Annotated in this window: 12 protein-coding genes; all 12 read right to left on the bottom strand. The window is 51.6% G+C overall.

Features of this window, described 5'->3' with window-relative positions; all coding sequences use genetic code 11:
* Nucleotides 1-129 precede the first annotated feature (129 nt).
* Nucleotides 130-1,332, bottom strand: coding sequence for a shufflon system plasmid conjugative transfer pilus tip adhesin PilV (gene pilV, locus C4K39_RS15585; RefSeq protein WP_244935456.1), 1,203 nt, complete (start codon nucleotides 1,330-1,332; stop codon nucleotides 130-132).
* Nucleotides 1,322-2,263 carry an ATPase, T2SS/T4P/T4SS family gene (locus C4K39_RS15590; protein ID WP_085597440.1) on the bottom strand — a complete coding sequence of 314 codons (942 nt, stop codon included), beginning with the start codon at nucleotides 2,261-2,263 and terminating at the stop codon, nucleotides 1,322-1,324. The genes pilV and C4K39_RS15590 overlap by 11 nt, the downstream gene beginning before the upstream one ends.
* 20 nt (nucleotides 2,264-2,283) lie before the next feature.
* On the bottom strand, nucleotides 2,284-2,799 hold the full coding sequence (locus tag C4K39_RS15595) for a type 4 pilus major pilin (protein ID WP_085597439.1): 516 nt from the start codon (nucleotides 2,797-2,799) through the stop codon (nucleotides 2,284-2,286).
* Nucleotides 2,800-2,820: 21 nt separating this feature from the next.
* Nucleotides 2,821-3,987, bottom strand: coding sequence for a type II secretion system F family protein (locus tag C4K39_RS15600; protein WP_124346913.1), 1,167 nt, complete (start codon nucleotides 3,985-3,987; stop codon nucleotides 2,821-2,823).
* Nucleotides 3,980-5,512: a GspE/PulE family protein gene (locus C4K39_RS15605; protein WP_124346914.1), complete on the bottom strand. Its 1,533-nt coding sequence runs from the start codon at nucleotides 5,510-5,512 to the stop codon at nucleotides 3,980-3,982. Before C4K39_RS15605 ends, C4K39_RS15600 begins: the two co-directional genes overlap by 8 nt.
* Nucleotides 5,509-6,126, bottom strand: a complete 618-nt coding sequence (pilP, locus tag C4K39_RS32045) for a type IV pilus biogenesis protein PilP (protein ID WP_124346915.1) — start codon at nucleotides 6,124-6,126, stop codon at nucleotides 5,509-5,511. Before pilP ends, C4K39_RS15605 begins: the two co-directional genes overlap by 4 nt.
* Nucleotides 6,029-7,363 carry a type 4b pilus protein PilO2 gene (gene pilO2, locus C4K39_RS15615; RefSeq protein WP_124346916.1) on the bottom strand — a complete coding sequence of 445 codons (1,335 nt, stop codon included), beginning with the start codon at nucleotides 7,361-7,363 and terminating at the stop codon, nucleotides 6,029-6,031. Before pilO2 ends, pilP begins: the two co-directional genes overlap by 98 nt.
* A 10-nt stretch (nucleotides 7,364-7,373) precedes the next feature.
* A complete protein-coding gene (gene pilN / locus C4K39_RS15620; protein WP_124346917.1) occupies nucleotides 7,374-9,215 on the bottom strand; it encodes a PilN family type IVB pilus formation outer membrane protein in 1,842 nt (613 codons plus the stop codon).
* Nucleotides 9,212-10,357, bottom strand: coding sequence for a PFGI-1 class ICE element type IV pilus protein PilL2 (gene pilL2, locus C4K39_RS15625; RefSeq protein WP_124346918.1), 1,146 nt, complete (start codon nucleotides 10,355-10,357; stop codon nucleotides 9,212-9,214). Before pilL2 ends, pilN begins: the two co-directional genes overlap by 4 nt.
* Nucleotides 10,358-10,590: 233 nt before the next feature.
* Nucleotides 10,591-11,811: an MFS transporter gene (locus C4K39_RS15630; RefSeq protein ID WP_124346919.1), complete on the bottom strand. Its 1,221-nt coding sequence runs from the start codon at nucleotides 11,809-11,811 to the stop codon at nucleotides 10,591-10,593.
* Nucleotides 11,812-11,813: 2 nt separating this feature from the next.
* On the bottom strand, nucleotides 11,814-13,448 hold the full coding sequence (locus tag C4K39_RS15635; protein WP_217884145.1) for a carbamoyltransferase C-terminal domain-containing protein: 1,635 nt from the start codon (nucleotides 13,446-13,448) through the stop codon (nucleotides 11,814-11,816).
* The gene (locus C4K39_RS15640; protein ID WP_124346920.1) at nucleotides 13,408-14,493 is read right to left on the bottom strand and encodes a SagB/ThcOx family dehydrogenase; all 1,086 of its coding nucleotides are present in this window, start codon (nucleotides 14,491-14,493) and stop codon (nucleotides 13,408-13,410) included. Before C4K39_RS15640 ends, C4K39_RS15635 begins: the two co-directional genes overlap by 41 nt.
* Nucleotides 14,494-15,150 lie beyond the last annotated feature (657 nt).

Genomic DNA, 15,150 nt, shown 5'->3' on the forward strand with positions numbered 1-15,150 from the left:
CTATTGTATTAACGTCGTTTACGACCGGCCGCGAACCATCCGTAACTGCGTATTGGTTCAATAACTGAACCTTGCGCAGCCTCTTATGCTGGTGCGTTTTATCGTCTCGAGCTCCGTTCCTGTTGCTTATCACGGCTTATAGCAACCGTATGAAACGCAGGGCTGGCCCCGCCAATCGCGATCGCGAATTGAGATCTTGGCAAATACCCCGATGGGCAACTGCAGGCACCCGTGTATGGGTTCGCACCAGGGCATCCGCCAGCAGTATGAGTAGCAGTCCAAACGACCCACCCAACGGTCTCCAACCTGTGTCTTCCACACACCGGATTGGCAAGATAGTGTGAGGCCGGCTGAGTTCTTAGCTATGAGCTTGTTGTCGCTGCAGGCATCACCCTCATTAGCAAGTCCCCCGATCGACAGGTATTCGTTTGTTGCGAGCCGGCCGCTCGCTGTAATCGTGCTCGAGGAGGTGACCTTGCCAGCGGCTACTTCACCTCCAGTGGTGAGTCCCTTGTCGTTGAAAATGCGCACATAGTCAGCGTCAGACTGGTAGATGCCACCTCCCCATTTTTCGCTGTACCAGCCGGTATCTCCGCGGGTCCTGAACCAGCCTCCTGTGTAGGTTTCTCCGGACACGTTCGCCGTTGTTGCATTGAGCGTGCCCGTGTTGTTGATGTCGTTGCCGCCCATGTCGATGTGGGTATTCATCCTGTTGAGCTCAGGTCGGTTGGGTACTGCATTTCGATACAAGTAGTCGTTGGCCAGGTCACCGTCCATTAAAAATAGCGCGCTCGCTGTATGGCCTGGACCAGGGTTGATGGCGTAGTTGCTCAGTGCGAGCTGCCAGCCACCCCTAACCCCTTGGATGACATTCGGCGAGGTCGAGGAGATAAAACCGCCAGGGCCGCCCAGATGCTCAGCTATGCTCCGGATCCCGAGCTCTGGAATTGCCTGGCCACCGATTGATAGTGCGATGACTTCCAGCTGGTTGGGGTTTGGCTTGCGAGCCAGCCCGACAATGGTCTGGCCGAAGCTATTCGAATCAGTGAACCCCGCAGGCAAGTATTTTGTATTGATGAGCATCGGGACGGTGATTTGCACCGGAGCTGTCGCCGTCGCGTTGGCCAGGACGGTGCTGTAGTTGTCTTTGACGTATTTGCTGAGGGCTTCGGCGATGGTTTTCTGCTTATTTGCAGCAATTTCATAATCTTGCGAATCCTGCTGCCTGATGATCAAACCTGTCGCAAGTGTCGTCATCAGCGCTAGCACCGCCAGCGCCATCACTGCATCAATGGTCAACATCCCTACTTGTTTGCGTTTACTACTGGTCATTCCAGAGGCTCCTCGCAGCCTGGCTCGCTATGTCTTGCTCGAGCATCTGCATCTTGTCTGATCGGATCTTTTCTCTAATCCCGTTACTTTCGCTGGAGGCCAAGGAGAGACACTGCAGCTTGAGACGTTTGAATCCACTGCCGTCTTTCAGCAGCGTTTGATGAATGACGGCGATGAGCCCTTGAGCAAGTATCTGGAGTGCGTTCGGCAACACTGGTTGGGCCAGCACGGCGAGACGCTCTATCCCTTGAATCACAGAGCCTGAATGCCCTGTGCAGATGATGAAGTGCCCGTTGATCGATGCCTGCACAACCTGTGCAGCTGTAGGGGTGTCTCGAACCTCACCGACAAGGATCATCTCGGCCCTGGTGCGAAGAGCCCGGATGAGTGCCTCCTCATAACCACCCTGGCGGCGCGAAACCGGAACCTGCACACACCTGCCTTCTCCATGCACGCCGTGCAACAGAGGCTCTGGAGGATCCTCGATCGTGAGAGCCATACCACCCCATTTTTCGAGACGTGCTTTGACCAGAGAAGCGGCACTTGAGGTCTTGCCCGATCCCATCTCTCCGCAGATGAAAATGAGCCCCCTAAGCGCTTGGCTTAGGAGCGTGTCGTGGAGCTCATCGGACAGCCCCAGATCATCCAGTGGAAGAATCTTTACGGCTGACTTACTCAACACAAAGAGGGACTTGTTGTTGAGGTCCGATAGCTGGGTAACGCGGAAAACAACACCCTCATGAATCAGCGAAAATTCTGGTTCCTGGGTTGCGGTGTAGTGTTTATGGCAGCGTTCACGTAGCACCTGGATCTCCTCTAGCCACTCTCCTGGAGCAGGTGCCCGAGGAGGGTGGTCAGGAAGTCCCTTCACGTCAGCGAAGCCGTCTCCGAGATAGAGGTCGACGAAGGTGGCCTCAGAGATCGTGCTCATACGGTGGTCCTTCACCTTGATTAGAAGAAGGTCCAGGCAATGGTATTGGTGTCGCTCGAGCAGCTCGTTGAAGCTGTCATCCCGAGGATCTCACCGGTAGTGGCAGAGCCTCCGTTGATTGCCGTCGTGGTCTTCTGGTCTTTTGCGACCTTTGTGGCAAGCACGATGCAAGCGCTCTTCGGCAGGTTGGATTCGGTGATGGTGAAGGTCATGCCATTGCTCACGACGGTCACAGATCCGTTCCACTGGTTGACCAGGGTATTGCCATTCTTGCCCATGGTACCGGTGCCCTCGAGGTTGATGAGGGATGGAACCATATTGGCTCCGGACGTCCCGTAGCCGGCTGAGCCTTTGAGTTTTTTAGTGTTCGCGACCATGGTGCTGATGTTGCTCTGCTCGATCGCTGTGTCTGAGTTGCCGAGCATTGCCCAGGCGATTACGAGAATGAAGCCGAGTGCAACGGCGATCAGCATGAGCCAGAAAACGCCGTCAATCGAAAGAAAACCGCCTTGTTTTTTCGGGGAACGAATAGCCATGTCATTTACCTTTTTGACTGCTTAGAAATTTGCTGAGTCCATTACGCCACGGGCCATCTGGAAGATCCCGACTACGACCAGGATCATCAAAACGCCCATGCATACCGATGAAAATGCGATAAGGAACTTGGAGGTTGCCTCAACCTTTCGAAGGGTCTGCTCAAGCCAGCGGGATGCGAAACGCTCCATGGATTCGGCAAAGCCTTTGCGCACGGCCAGCACTTCCAGGTAATGAATGGCCATAGCGTCAGGAAATTTATGACCAGCAAGTTTCAGCGCTTGACCGAAGTTCTTGCCGGAGCGAACACCGTAGTGAATGGCGTCTAAGCGCTCTCGTAGCCATGGGGGAGCCCCCCGCTTGAGGATGGTCAGAGCGTCGAGCTGGTTGATGCCGCTGCGCAGCATCACTGACATGTTCATCAGAAAGATCGACCCATGAAGGACTTTGTAGATGCTCCATGGCGGTGCCGACTCCAGGTTCAGCCGCGCTTTCTGCAAGATCCTGCTCAACTGAATCTTCCAAGTAGGACTGGTTGGCTCGAGCGCAAGGCCGCAAAAGACAGGCAGTGTCAGGGTCGCAGTGAGAATGACGATCACCACCGAACCCAGGATGAAGAAGCCGTAATGGCTCACCAGATTTGAAAGGTGGTAGAGAAGCGCTGGTACTCCGGTCCAGGCATCTGGGTCTGAGCGTTTCGTCATCGACGGCACCATCCATAGTGCAATCACGTAAAGCAGTGCCCACATCAGACTCCAGGTCAAAGAAGGCATAGCAACCACCGACTGTATGAGTCGGGCAATTCGCTGACGTATCTCGATAATCCGCACACAGTCCCGGAATGCCTGAACCAGCTTGCCGGTCTCCTCACCGGTCTCAATGAGCGAGACTTCCTCGTAAGGCAGCCGGCGCCGGCAGGATTGGGCCAGGGACTTCCCTCCACGAACGGACATCGCGATCTCGGAGCAAACGATTGAAACTGGATGCAGTTCTTTACCGTCATTGCTGAAGGCCTTTTGCACTGTTTCAAGTGCTACCTCGATCGAAATACCGTCCTCGAGCACGCCCATCAGGCTCTCGTAGAACTGAATACGCTCCTTTTTTCCAAACTGGGCAGCGTAGAACCTGGCCACCCAGTCGCGTGTGGCCTCTTTGAGACCAGCGCTTAGATCCTGTAGTTGATCAAGCATGGCTGAGCTCCACCAACTGGCGGTCAAAGTCCAGTGGGCCAATCAGTGTTTCAGCATGTCGCGGATCCACTGTGCCGGCCTTGATCTTTCTAATGGCGTGATCGATCTTGGTGATGCCGCCCATCTCCTTGACCCAGTGCCGGCGAGCAGCACTCGCTCCCTTCTCGGAGAAGATCTTCATGAAAAGCAGGTCTGTCATAAGGATCTCGGCCACTACGGTGCGGCCTGCCACCCCTAGATTTTTGCAATCAGGACACCCTGGGCCGACCAGGTTCACCTGGTCGATGATCTGGAGTTGCTCCAGTCGTTCAAGTAAGCCTTGGCTTACGCTATCGAGATGATCTCGCAGGGGCACGCAGCAGGACTGGCACAGCATAGGGAGAAGCGACTGATTGATGAGCCCCGTTGTCAGCGCTGGATCGGTCACCAGGTAATCTGGTACACCCATGTCGATAAGGCGCTGGAGTGACGCAACGGCGTTGTTGGTATGCAGCGTGCTCCAGACCAGGTGGCCAGTCATTCCGCCACTGTAAGCGGCTTGTGCGGACTCGAGATCACGAATCTCACCGTACATGAGCACGTCTGGATCAAGCCGTACCGAGTTTTTGATCCCTGCTTGCCAGCTTTCACTAGGTCCCAGCGGGGACTGGTTGGCTTTGAGTGGGTATTCGGGAGGGTCCTCGATCGTGAGGATGTGGCGCGTGCCCTCGGTTTCTTCGAAGAGGAGATTCAGGTTGATCTGCAGCGACTTCGATTTACCGGATCCGGTAGGGCCGGTGATCAGATTGACGCCGTAGGGGAGGCTGCGCAGGCGTGCATACTGAGCAATCTGTTCAGGTAGAAAACCGAGATCCTCAAGCGATGCCTTCGACTCATCGTCGTAGAGCAGACGCATCACCATCAGCGGTCCATCGACTAACGGCCGGGTCGAAAGGCGAGCACCAAATAAACCGAGGGTTTCTACAAAGCTGCGGGCAACACGGGCATCTTGTGGGATGGTCGGCTGAAAGTGATCTTTGGTGACGTCGCACATGCTGTTGTACAGCGCAGAACACAGCTCCAGTCCCACGCCGCTTTTTTCCTGGGCTGCCTCCCACAGCAAGCCGTGGATACGATAAAAGATCTTGGTGATCTCATATCCGACCACGATGTGGATGTCGCTTGCTCCTCGCTTGTGTGCGTCCGCCAAGATCCTTAGTGCATGCGCTTGGCGGACAGTATCGACTTGATCTGAGCCGATGGTCTGGCTTGATGCTTGATAGATCGACTTGATATCGGTCATCGAGCAAGGCTTGATCACGTACTCGAACTGCTCATGCTCGAGCTTATCCATGAAGGCCATGACATGCGGGTCGGCCTGGTGCTGCGCTGAAATATGCAGTGTTCCGTCTTCGGTCAGGGCGCAGATCTGTCGCTGGTCGGGTTTGAGCTCGAAGCGTTCTCCCTCCGCGGTTAGCACAAGACCAGAGAACTCGGAGGAGGCCGATATCGAACTCGTCAGTGGTGGGCTTTCTAAGATCGTCATGGACGCTGCTCCCACTGAGGTATGGCCTGGCCAGGTAGTGCTGTCGGGACCGCGGACACACCTGTTGGAGCTTGGTTGGAGAAGCCCAACTGGTAGCGCTTTCCTTTGCGCTCTACGGTTACTCCATCCAGGGAGACTTGGACCACCCGGTACCCACCAGGGATTTCCCTGCCGGCCGTAGTATCGAGCTCAATGCCTCCAGCAAATAGCAACGTTGCCTGCAGCTTCTTGGACGATCCGGAAATGGTCCGAACGACTGGTAGAGCTGGCTCGCCGGGCTCGCGAAGTATTGGCGTTGGCTGCGATGTCAGCCCTTCAAGCCCACCTACTGCAGTAGACGAGGTGGTCACAGCTGCGCCGATATCTCTTTCAGCTTTGGCACGCTCGGCCTGGGCTCTGTACAGAATCGTTTCGCTTTGTACCTTGCCGAGTTCACCCACGTTGATCCCAGAGAGATCGGGTGGAGATGCGGTCGCGTAAGAGCTGGCCAGGGCAAGCAAGCCAAGTAGCCATGAGTCATTTCGCATAGAGATCTCCTTTGACAGACCATATGAGGTGGCCAGCTTTGTATTCGGTCTTGATTTCGCGCAGCCGTAGCCCCTGGCTGGGCGCATCTCCGAGTGCGTCGTATGGAAGAACGCCGCTCACAACATCAAGCTGAAATTGCTTCCACTGCGGAGGTGGTGGAGGAGGGGGAGCAGGCTGCCCTGGAAGCGTCGGTTGTTGAGGCACAACGACAGGCACTTCTTTAAGCTTGGGTTCTTGTGAGAAGCGATGCAGCCAGGTTGAGAGGTCTGCAAGCGCGTCTATGGCGTCGATCAGAGGCTCATCGCCTGCAGCCGGCAGTGAAAGGCTGAACTGAAGGGTGGTTGAGTTACCTTCATCAAAGAACGCGGGGTGATCAGAGAAATATCCTTTGCTCGCATTGATGAGTTCTGCAGCGGTGCTGTTACCCGTCCGTTTGTAAGATGCTAGGACTTGATTCCCATCGCACTGGGCATCAGCGAAGGACCAGCCGGAGATGTTCAGCGGCAGTTGGTACAGCACTTCGCTGCAACCCTGGATGAACGTTGTGACGGACGGCAGTGTTGCCCAAGGGTGATCGAGGGCCTGAGCTGGCTGTTGCGTCCCAGTCTCGGCTTGGAGTTTCTCCAGATCTGCCAGACGACGCTTCTCTGCTTCGATCAGTGCTTCTTGAGCGATCCTTTGCTTGTGAGCATTCCACTGCAACCAGCCGATGAAGGCCCCGCCGATCAGCAGGCCGATAATGCTCAGTTGCACTATCTCTGCTTTGGAGAGGCCGAACACCAGTGGCCTGAGGCGATACTCGCGCTTGAGCTTTGAGGGGTGTAGTAACTCCTCGACGTCTAGAGGAGTACCACCCATGCCGAACTCTGTTGGCAGATACCAGGCTTCGAACTCAATGCCACGACTGCGTTGCTGAGAGACTCGCTTGCGAACTTCCGCCTCAGTACCCATGACGTCGCAACCCGGGATGACGCCTCCGTCATGCACCGCGACGACAGCGAAGCGATCATCCTCATCTGACACACGCCAGGCTGCTACCCATGACTCGCCCAGCTGGCCTGCCAAGGTGGAGGCCAGTGAGTACATTCCTTTCGTCACACCATCGTTTCGGGAGACGAAACCCGCTTGGATAGTCCGCGTAGATCGTCGAATGGTGACGATGTCGAGCTGGTTTTCCTTGCCGAATTGCCGGGCTTCTTTCATGTAGCCGGTGACACTATCTAGCGGCTGCCAGCGGAGTCCGGTCACGAATGTGTAGCCGCCGTGTGACAGCAGCTGTACTCGGGATCTGGTTGTCTTCGGCGCAGGGGCTTCTGAGCTCATGATCAGGCCCTTACAACGTATGGCAGGCACGCATAGGAGGCCTGCAGAAGGTTGAGGGGACGGTATTGATAGCCTGAGCTGTGACAGGAACCGGTGAAGGCTGGCTTTGGGTACTGGCGCCTAAGTCGTCAGGCAGCACCACAGGTGTCACCAGGACAACGAGAGCCGAATGATCGCTACTGCGTGTGCGGCTGCCACCCAGGCCGAAGAAACTTGCATCACCAACCCCTGTTTTGTTGGCGTTCTCGGTGTTCTCTTCGAAGCCTGTGAGAACCAGCGTCTGACCTGAGCGCAGTAGGACCTTGGGCGCTGCGTTCTTGGTGTCGAAGTCAGCAGTTTGGACACTGGAACCATTGCTGGTGAACGTCGTGAACGTTGGCTTGCTGCTCATGCTGATGCTGATCATCAGCAACATGTTGTCTCGGTCGATGATCTTCGGCAGCAGCATCATGTTGAAGCCACTGGTGATTGTTGCAGGCGTGAGAGAGGTGCTGGATCCGACCGATGCCGTGGTGGTGGTAGAGCTGGAGGCCACGTAACTTTTTACGTTGCCAATTTGGATAGGCGCCGGCTGTAGATTCAGGGTGGTGATGGAAGGCGAGCGAACGTCCGAGATCCGGCCCTGTTCTGAAAGGGCCTGGATTACGGCGCTGGAGCCGGCCCAAGGCGAACTGGACGTGTCGAGGATACTTACAGAGCCGGAGATGGCATCGGTACTGATACCGGCGACCTTATTGGCGAGAGAGAGCCCCCACTTTCCTGAGACCGACTTGTAGACGGCTTTCCAGTTGACAGCGGTCTGGTCGCGATCGGTGAAGTTGACTTCGAAGATCTTGACGTTGAACAGCACCTGCCTGGTGATGTTTCGGTTTGTACTCTGCAGGTAGCTTGCGATGCGGTTGAGGACCTCAGGACGGTCACTTACGGTCAGCGTACCAGTCGAGCGCGAGAGGAAAATCCGCCCAGCAGGCTGGGTGCTGAGCATGGCTTTGATGTTGTTCTCGATGTCGCTGAGCAGCGATGTCTTGATCTGAACCGTTGTGCTTTGATTACTGCCGGAGTCTCCCGATGCTCCAGTGCCAGACGAAGTGCCACTGGATCCGTTAGACCCACTCCCTGTCGAGGTGATCAACCCGGACTTGACGACACTTTCGATGACCTGGTCGTCACCAAAGGCCCAGACGTCGAAGGTCCTGGTGTCGAAGTAGGTGATTCGAGCCCCCTGCAGCTGGGGGTCGTAGTGCCAGGAAAGGCCCAAGCGAGACGTGACCTGGTTCAACAGTGCTGAGACTAGGCCGGAGAACTTGATTCCACTGATCAGGCCAGGTGTACCCGATAGCAACTCACTCTCCAAGCTTCTTGCGCCGCTAGGAAGGCTGCCTGCCAGCCCGGTAGGCATCAGCGCAGCCAAGTTATCCGGATTGCTCATGTTGACGGCAGGAGGAGCCGCAGCGGCGCCGCTGTTGCCGGGGCGGGAGGACAAGATGGATGGGTTTAGTGCATCGGGTGCGACAACCACCGGCAGGCCGGTTTCTCGCGTGATGAACTGAGCGACTTCAGAGAGAGAAACCGCCGAAGCCGGTCGATAGGCAATGTCCCTGTCGAGATTCAGAGGGAGACCACGCTTGGTCACCAGTGGTTGGGTCGACACCCAGGGTTTTTCACTGAAAATGACGGTATCTCGAGCGGGCTCGGGCTGCTGGTTTTGGAGGTAGCCGTTGTACTGGCGAGCGGTTGACGCCTCGTTCTCTGCGCGACTCGCGGAGTCGTTCACGCGCTGCACGGCGCAGCTGCTGATCAGGGGTAAGGTCACAAGGACCGCGGCCCAGCGAAACCGGAACAATGGAGTCATTTTTTCTTTCTCTCAGCGATATGTATGAGCCGCTGTGCAGCGCTGCCATCGACTACGAATGAGCGCGGCGCTTTGTCGTAGAGGGGGAACACCTGCTTGATTGCTTCTTCGAACGAGCCTTCAAAGCGCAATGGAGCAGCAATGGGGTAGTCCAGGTCCTCCGGCTCCCACAGCAACGTCCAGTTGGCCTTCTGTGCCCAGGCCTCAACGCTCTGGCGAAGAGTTGATCCGGTACTGGCCGTCCAGATCTCCGGCAGAGGCTTCGCTGGCACGGGTGCCGGCTTTGGGATGGGGGACTGTTGAGGCGCAGTGGTAACTGCAGGGGCGGCCTTCTTCGAAGCCTCTGCAGAGGAACTGGCGAGTGATGTAACTGGTGCAGCACTGGAGCTCGGAGCCGCGCTGGGCACCGCTTTAGGGATAGTAGGGCCGTCCTTGGCGGATACCACTGGGGAAAGCGTTTGGGTGGTGGCGGATGATCCCTGCACATCCGTTGGCGTTACAGCTGTGATTGCCGAGGCGGAAGGCACGGCGGTTACAACAACGGCACTGGCCTTGTCAGCAGATGGAGGCGCCGGGGGCAGTGTGGTTGGCGACTTAGCGGCATAGAGCTGCGCAGATGAGGCGACCGGATCTGGTAGCTGGTATCCCGGGCGCAGTACAAAGCAGACCTGCCGATTCACCTCATCGACTTTAACCTGCCAGGCAGGGCCGGCCAGAACCTGCAGCGTATTGCGCAAGGTCATAGGCCCAAGCTTGTACTGGGCCGCTGGAAGAGGGCGGGTGTACAGGATGTCGACGTGAGGCGTGCTCGGTGAGCAGAGCGTGTAACCCGACCGGTCCACGACGTAGAGCATGGCATCTCGAATGCTTGGGCTCATCCCTGAGGGGATAGTCACGTCGATGATCTGGGCCATGAGGTCCCGTTGGCTGGAACCAGGTTCGGTACTGACCAGGGTGTAGCGGCCGTACCGAACAACGGGTTCTTTCGCTGGAACAGCACCATTGGGATACAGGTCCGGAGACAGCCACTCAGGATTGCGACTGCTATCGAACGCGGATGTCGGCTTGGGTGATTCAGCCTTTTGGCTCGCACAGCCTGCGATGAGTGCGACAAGCGAGAGAGTGGTCAACTGCCTGATCATTTAGACCCCCTTTAATGATGGGGGCCACGATGACAGTCGAAAAACTATGGCGCAGTAGGAAATGATTTATGGAGTGGGCTGTGATTTTTTAGAGCTAGGTCGAGTGGCTTTGGAAGACAGTCTCCATGAGAACTTAGGTGACTCAGGATTATTAGTTTCTGAGTCAATTCAATGCGCCTGGGGATGATCAGGACCACATTCGGTATGTCTGAGATAAAAAGCTCAATATTTAATTAAGTTGTTTGAGACTCTGTGTTTTCGAGACGCTTTGAGAAGTGTTGAAAATAGATGGCTATTATTGTTGCGAATACCATTAATGCGGATGCTAAGATAAAAGGAGATGCTCGGCTGAATGATGAAATAAGTAAGCTCCCTAAAGCGGGGCCTAGCACAATGCAGAGCATCTGAAGGCTTCTGAATGATGCTGATATTCTTCCTAGTTTAGCTGCGGGGCAAAGATTTTGGAGTATGACATTGGACGATATCATCAACAATTCGTAACCGAATCCATTCACAAACCAAAAAATTATTAGATAAGAAGGGTGAATGACAGGGGCGAAGTATAAGGTAATACATGCTGCTAAAATAGCTAGGCTAAAAAGGGTTAGGCCAAGGGTTCGAAGCTTTATTTCATTAAGCTTTATAAGTTTTATCTTAACCCCGATGGCCGCGAATACAGCTCCAGCTGCTGTCGAAGATACTACCAAAGAAAACACAACAGCTGGGAATTGAAGAGATGTTATGAGTGATGCAAGATGAGGGTCATAGCAAGCTAGAGCAAGTGATGTCAGTAACGAGTAGAAAAAACCTATTTTTAACTGGAAATCTAAAGAGCGAAATATCTTAGCTCCCTCTGAAAGGTCAATGAAAACAGCTTTAATAGTAAGCTTGTCGTTTGCTGGAGCTGGCTCTAATCTGGACCATATGTGTTTAAGAAAAGGTATGGTCGTGAGTAGTAGTACAGCTGAAACCAAAAAAATTGATTGCGTTGGAAGCCAAAGTGTGAGGACCCCAGCTAAAAGTGGGGTGGAGATTTTAGTGATCTGGTCAAGTAGGCTTGAATAACTAAAGAAATCCGTTCTAGAGTCTGCTGAGATCAATTGTTTTATTGATATTGAAATCGTTGGAAAATATAACATGTTAGAAAGGCCTTTGAGTATGGCCATTATTAAAAACCATTCGAAACTAGGTGCTAGAAAAAAACCTAATGTAGTGACGAATCGTAAAGAAATTCCTGCAAGCAAGCTGGTCTTAATATGTATGCGATCAAGAATAACACCGGCTATAGGTCCTAAAAATAACGAGGCTGAACCTAATGAAAAAGCGAGAGTTGCTATTTCATATGGTTGAGAGTTCCATAAATAAATAGGGACCAAAAAAATAAGGAAGAAATCAATCCAGAGAGAGAGAGAGGAAAGGGCATTTATGGTTAGGAGTGCTCTCATGTTGTTCATATTTATGCTTCTGTCTTCAGATAAATATCGCTCTCGAATACGAACCCATCTAGTTCATTTTGTATTGCAAAGGCTCTCAGGTCTGAAAGGCTATTTATAAATCCATAGCCGTTGAAATTAAGCGACGTGTTACATAGTACAGCTATGCCTGTCTGTTCCTTAAAGGATTTTAAAAGCTCATACATCATTGGGTTTTGATGATGTGATACAGATTGAGGTCTGGCTGAACTGTCTGCATGAGTAACAGCTGGAATTTCAGGAGAAATTACTTTCCTAAATTCAAGCATGTAAGGAGAAGGTGATGCTGGGCTGAAATATTTTTGCATATCATCTTCACAGCAGACAGGGGCGATGGGTCTGAATTTCTCTCTCAGCTTTATTGCATTAAGTCTATCCAAGTTATCCCTAGGGTATGGAGCTGCAATAAGTGATCGGTTGCCAAGAGCTCGGGGGCCTAATTCATAGCGTCCTTGAATCCAACCAAATATTGACCCTTTACTGAGTAAAGAGGCTAAGCGAGAAGCGTTATAAGCCTCCCGAGTGAAACCTTCCACTTTTGTAATGTCCCGCAGAGGATTTTCTCCTGAATAGGGAGACCACTTTATTTTTGCATTTCCGCTAAAGAAGAATTGGGCGTCGATAGCTGTACCTATCGCCGAACCGCTGTCATTAGTGCAGGGGGGGATAAAGACGTCTGAAAATAATTTACTCTCTATCCACTTTGTATTCCAGTCACAATTAAGGCCGCACCCGCCAGAGATAAGTAGAGGAGCGCTGCTTCTTACGTTTTTTCTCACGAAGGAAAAGAATATCTCATATAGCGCATTTGAAAAGTGTGCGACGAGAGTTGCAAAGCGTGGGCTATCGACTCCGATGTTATAGTAGGGGCTGTCTTTGAATTTATCTTTTTTAATGCATGAAAAGTTTAATGATCCATCCAAGAGCGTATTTATAATCTGTTGGCCTTCAGGGTCGATAGGCCCTTTAGAGCTGTATGCAGTTAGAGCCATAAGTTTCCCGGCATCGCTCAGCCGTATTTGGCCTGCTCCAAGGTTGAACTGTGGATCGGCAATCGCATAAAGAAATGCGAATCTATTTCCTGGGTGGTCTAAGACTTTGCCAAGCTTGGTGATTTTGATATTTTCGTCAATATAATAAAATGAGCCAAAATGACCCTCCCATAATAGAGCATAACATGGTTGCCCCTGGGGGAATGGGGACATACCATATGCGCATAATAGATGTGAACGTTCATGGGAAGAGGAAAAAAAAGTTATTTCTTTACCCAGCGATTTTTGGGTTGTTATTTGTTGGTTACCAAGTCCAGAGTACCCAGCTCCGATTGGGCTCCCGTCAGGGCTAGCTCCTTTACTCCAGCCACTCATAGCGATCACATCTGGAGTTTCATCGCAAAGTTCTAATGCTTTAATAAAAGTACTAGGGGAGGCCCAGCCATACCGGTATCCATTATCTTTTTCTGCCTCTAAAGCAAATTCCAATTTTCCATTACTAATTAAAGCTATGCTCCCATCATGGCCTTCCTTCATGCTTAGGATTCTTAATCCAGCCTTATTGTAAATTCCTTTTTGAATTAGCTCAGCTGTTTTCATCGAGTAACCTTCTAACAGTTCGATCATAACCACTGCCACTACCGTGCCCAGCCCCAACAACAAAGATTACTTGTTCCTTCGGTTCAGTTAATTTAAGTAGGTTATTGATTTCTTTGTCGTGAAAATAACCGGTCAACCATGTTTGCAGCCCTAAGGCTGTTGCTAGTAGCTGAAAAGTTTGAGATAGATGTCCTATGTCCATGAGCATAGGGCGATAAGCTCTAGAGTGAGGGTACTTCCACCACATTACGTCAAATTTTGCTACAAAAAATATGGCGAAAGCTAAGTCATCGCACCAGTGCTGGTTGCATAAAAGCGTGGATAACGGATCAATAGGTAGGGGGGATATCTCTTCTAAATAATGTTCGTCATTAACATAGTGATAAATGCCTGGAGTGATATCTTTGACTTTTCTCACCCATACATAACCTTCAGTAGCTTGGAGTCCTCCAGCTGAAGGTGAAGTACGTCTATATCCAAAACGTTGCACACCTACAGGTGAATCGTAATGCCCTCGATCTACTGCTCCGAGTGTGCCTCCAAGTATTGTTGAAAGTGATTCAATTGAAATGGTTTCATCATAAAAGTCTCGACAAGTTTGCCTTTTAACTAGAGTGTGCCATAGACTTGCATTGATTAATTCTTGATAGTTTGGAGTTGGTAATAAATTTTTTGTTCCTCCTTTTTTTATTAAAACCTGCGGAGAGGAGGCGTGGATTGATTGGCAAAAATCCAAATAGCTTTTAGCGTATTCAATATGTTGAGAAGGTTCATAGGGGGATGGCGCGTTTGGGTGTGATGTACCAATGTGATAGATCCTTGCTAAAAAATCCCAACCCCACTCCTCCTCATTAGAAGGACCATCGGTTAATATTCCAGCCTCCGTTATTGCTTGATCTACTTTATCTTGTTTGATCTTCGAGCCTTCAGCAAATTCAGACAGCCTCGAAAAGTCTTCTGTAGATATTTCAAATTGACGATGGTTTCTAAAATCCCAAAGATATGGCTTTCCTTGTTTAAAAAATATAAATATATCGCTCGAAAGCCATTTCTTTATTTCATTGGTTTCCATGGTAATGACTCACCAAAAAAGTTATAAAGAGGCGCCTAGCAATTGCTGCTAAGCGCCTGCTCAAGGTTTGTCAATTGGATTTTACAGCCTGTCGGCTAATGAGCTTCGAGTTGATTTCAGAAGGAGGGGAGAACTGGAACTGCGGCACTCTAACTTTCACTACGCTGAAAGATGGGTTCGTGTACGCACTGTTGGATTGGTTCAACAAGGTTGGCTCAATCTTAACTTCTTTCATTTTCTTTTCCTCAATTAAATTAACAATTGTCGCTTCCAAACGACGCTGTCGAGCGTAGACCAAAAATCCATCAGGGCAAGAAAATGAAATAATTCTGATATACTTATTTGTTATATGTGCTGAAGTTTAGTGGTGCTAGCATAATGATGTCTTTGAGCCTGTATAAGCTTTATGCAAGTGTTTATGGTCTGCCATGTAGTCACCATAAAATATAAAAAAATCATGGTGTTACATTGCTTGCTGTTAATGCCGCTTACTCGCACATCATCTTAATCACTGCTCTCAAACTTCCGGATTCTAGTAGTCCAACGAGATCTAGCACCTATTTACGCTTAGGCGAAAATTTCCGGAAGATATAGATGGCTCATGGCCAGCCGAAGCAGATCAGAGGTGATGGTGATAATCCTCTATAAATTGAAAGT

Source organism: Pseudomonas sessilinigenes (assembly GCF_003850565.1).
GTDB lineage: Bacteria > Pseudomonadota > Gammaproteobacteria > Pseudomonadales > Pseudomonadaceae > Aquipseudomonas > Aquipseudomonas sessilinigenes.

Bases quoted from the DNA above. Each gene is read 5' to 3' on its own strand.
- pilV (WP_244935456.1), bottom strand. From the start codon at position 1,332: ATGACCAGTAGTAAACGCAAACAAGTAGGGATGTTGACCATTGATGCA.
- C4K39_RS15590 (WP_085597440.1), bottom strand. From the start codon at position 2,263: ATGAGCACGATCTCTGAGGCCACCTTCGTCGACCTCTATCTCGGAGAC.
- C4K39_RS15595 (WP_085597439.1), bottom strand. From the start codon at position 2,799: ATGGCTATTCGTTCCCCGAAAAAACAAGGCGGTTTTCTTTCGATTGAC.
- C4K39_RS15600 (WP_124346913.1), bottom strand. From the start codon at position 3,987: ATGCTTGATCAACTACAGGATCTAAGCGCTGGTCTCAAAGAGGCCACA.
- C4K39_RS15605 (WP_124346914.1), bottom strand. From the start codon at position 5,512: ATGACGATCTTAGAAAGCCCACCACTGACGAGTTCGATATCGGCCTCC.
- pilP (WP_124346915.1), bottom strand. From the start codon at position 6,126: ATGCGCCCAGCCAGGGGCTACGGCTGCGCGAAATCAAGACCGAATACA.
- pilO2 (WP_124346916.1), bottom strand. From the start codon at position 7,363: ATGAGCTCAGAAGCCCCTGCGCCGAAGACAACCAGATCCCGAGTACAG.
- pilN (WP_124346917.1), bottom strand. From the start codon at position 9,215: ATGACTCCATTGTTCCGGTTTCGCTGGGCCGCGGTCCTTGTGACCTTA.
- pilL2 (WP_124346918.1), bottom strand. From the start codon at position 10,357: ATGATCAGGCAGTTGACCACTCTCTCGCTTGTCGCACTCATCGCAGGC.
- C4K39_RS15630 (WP_124346919.1), bottom strand. From the start codon at position 11,811: ATGAACAACATGAGAGCACTCCTAACCATAAATGCCCTTTCCTCTCTC.
- C4K39_RS15635 (WP_217884145.1), bottom strand. From the start codon at position 13,448: ATGATCGAACTGTTAGAAGGTTACTCGATGAAAACAGCTGAGCTAATT.
- C4K39_RS15640 (WP_124346920.1), bottom strand. From the start codon at position 14,493: ATGGAAACCAATGAAATAAAGAAATGGCTTTCGAGCGATATATTTATA.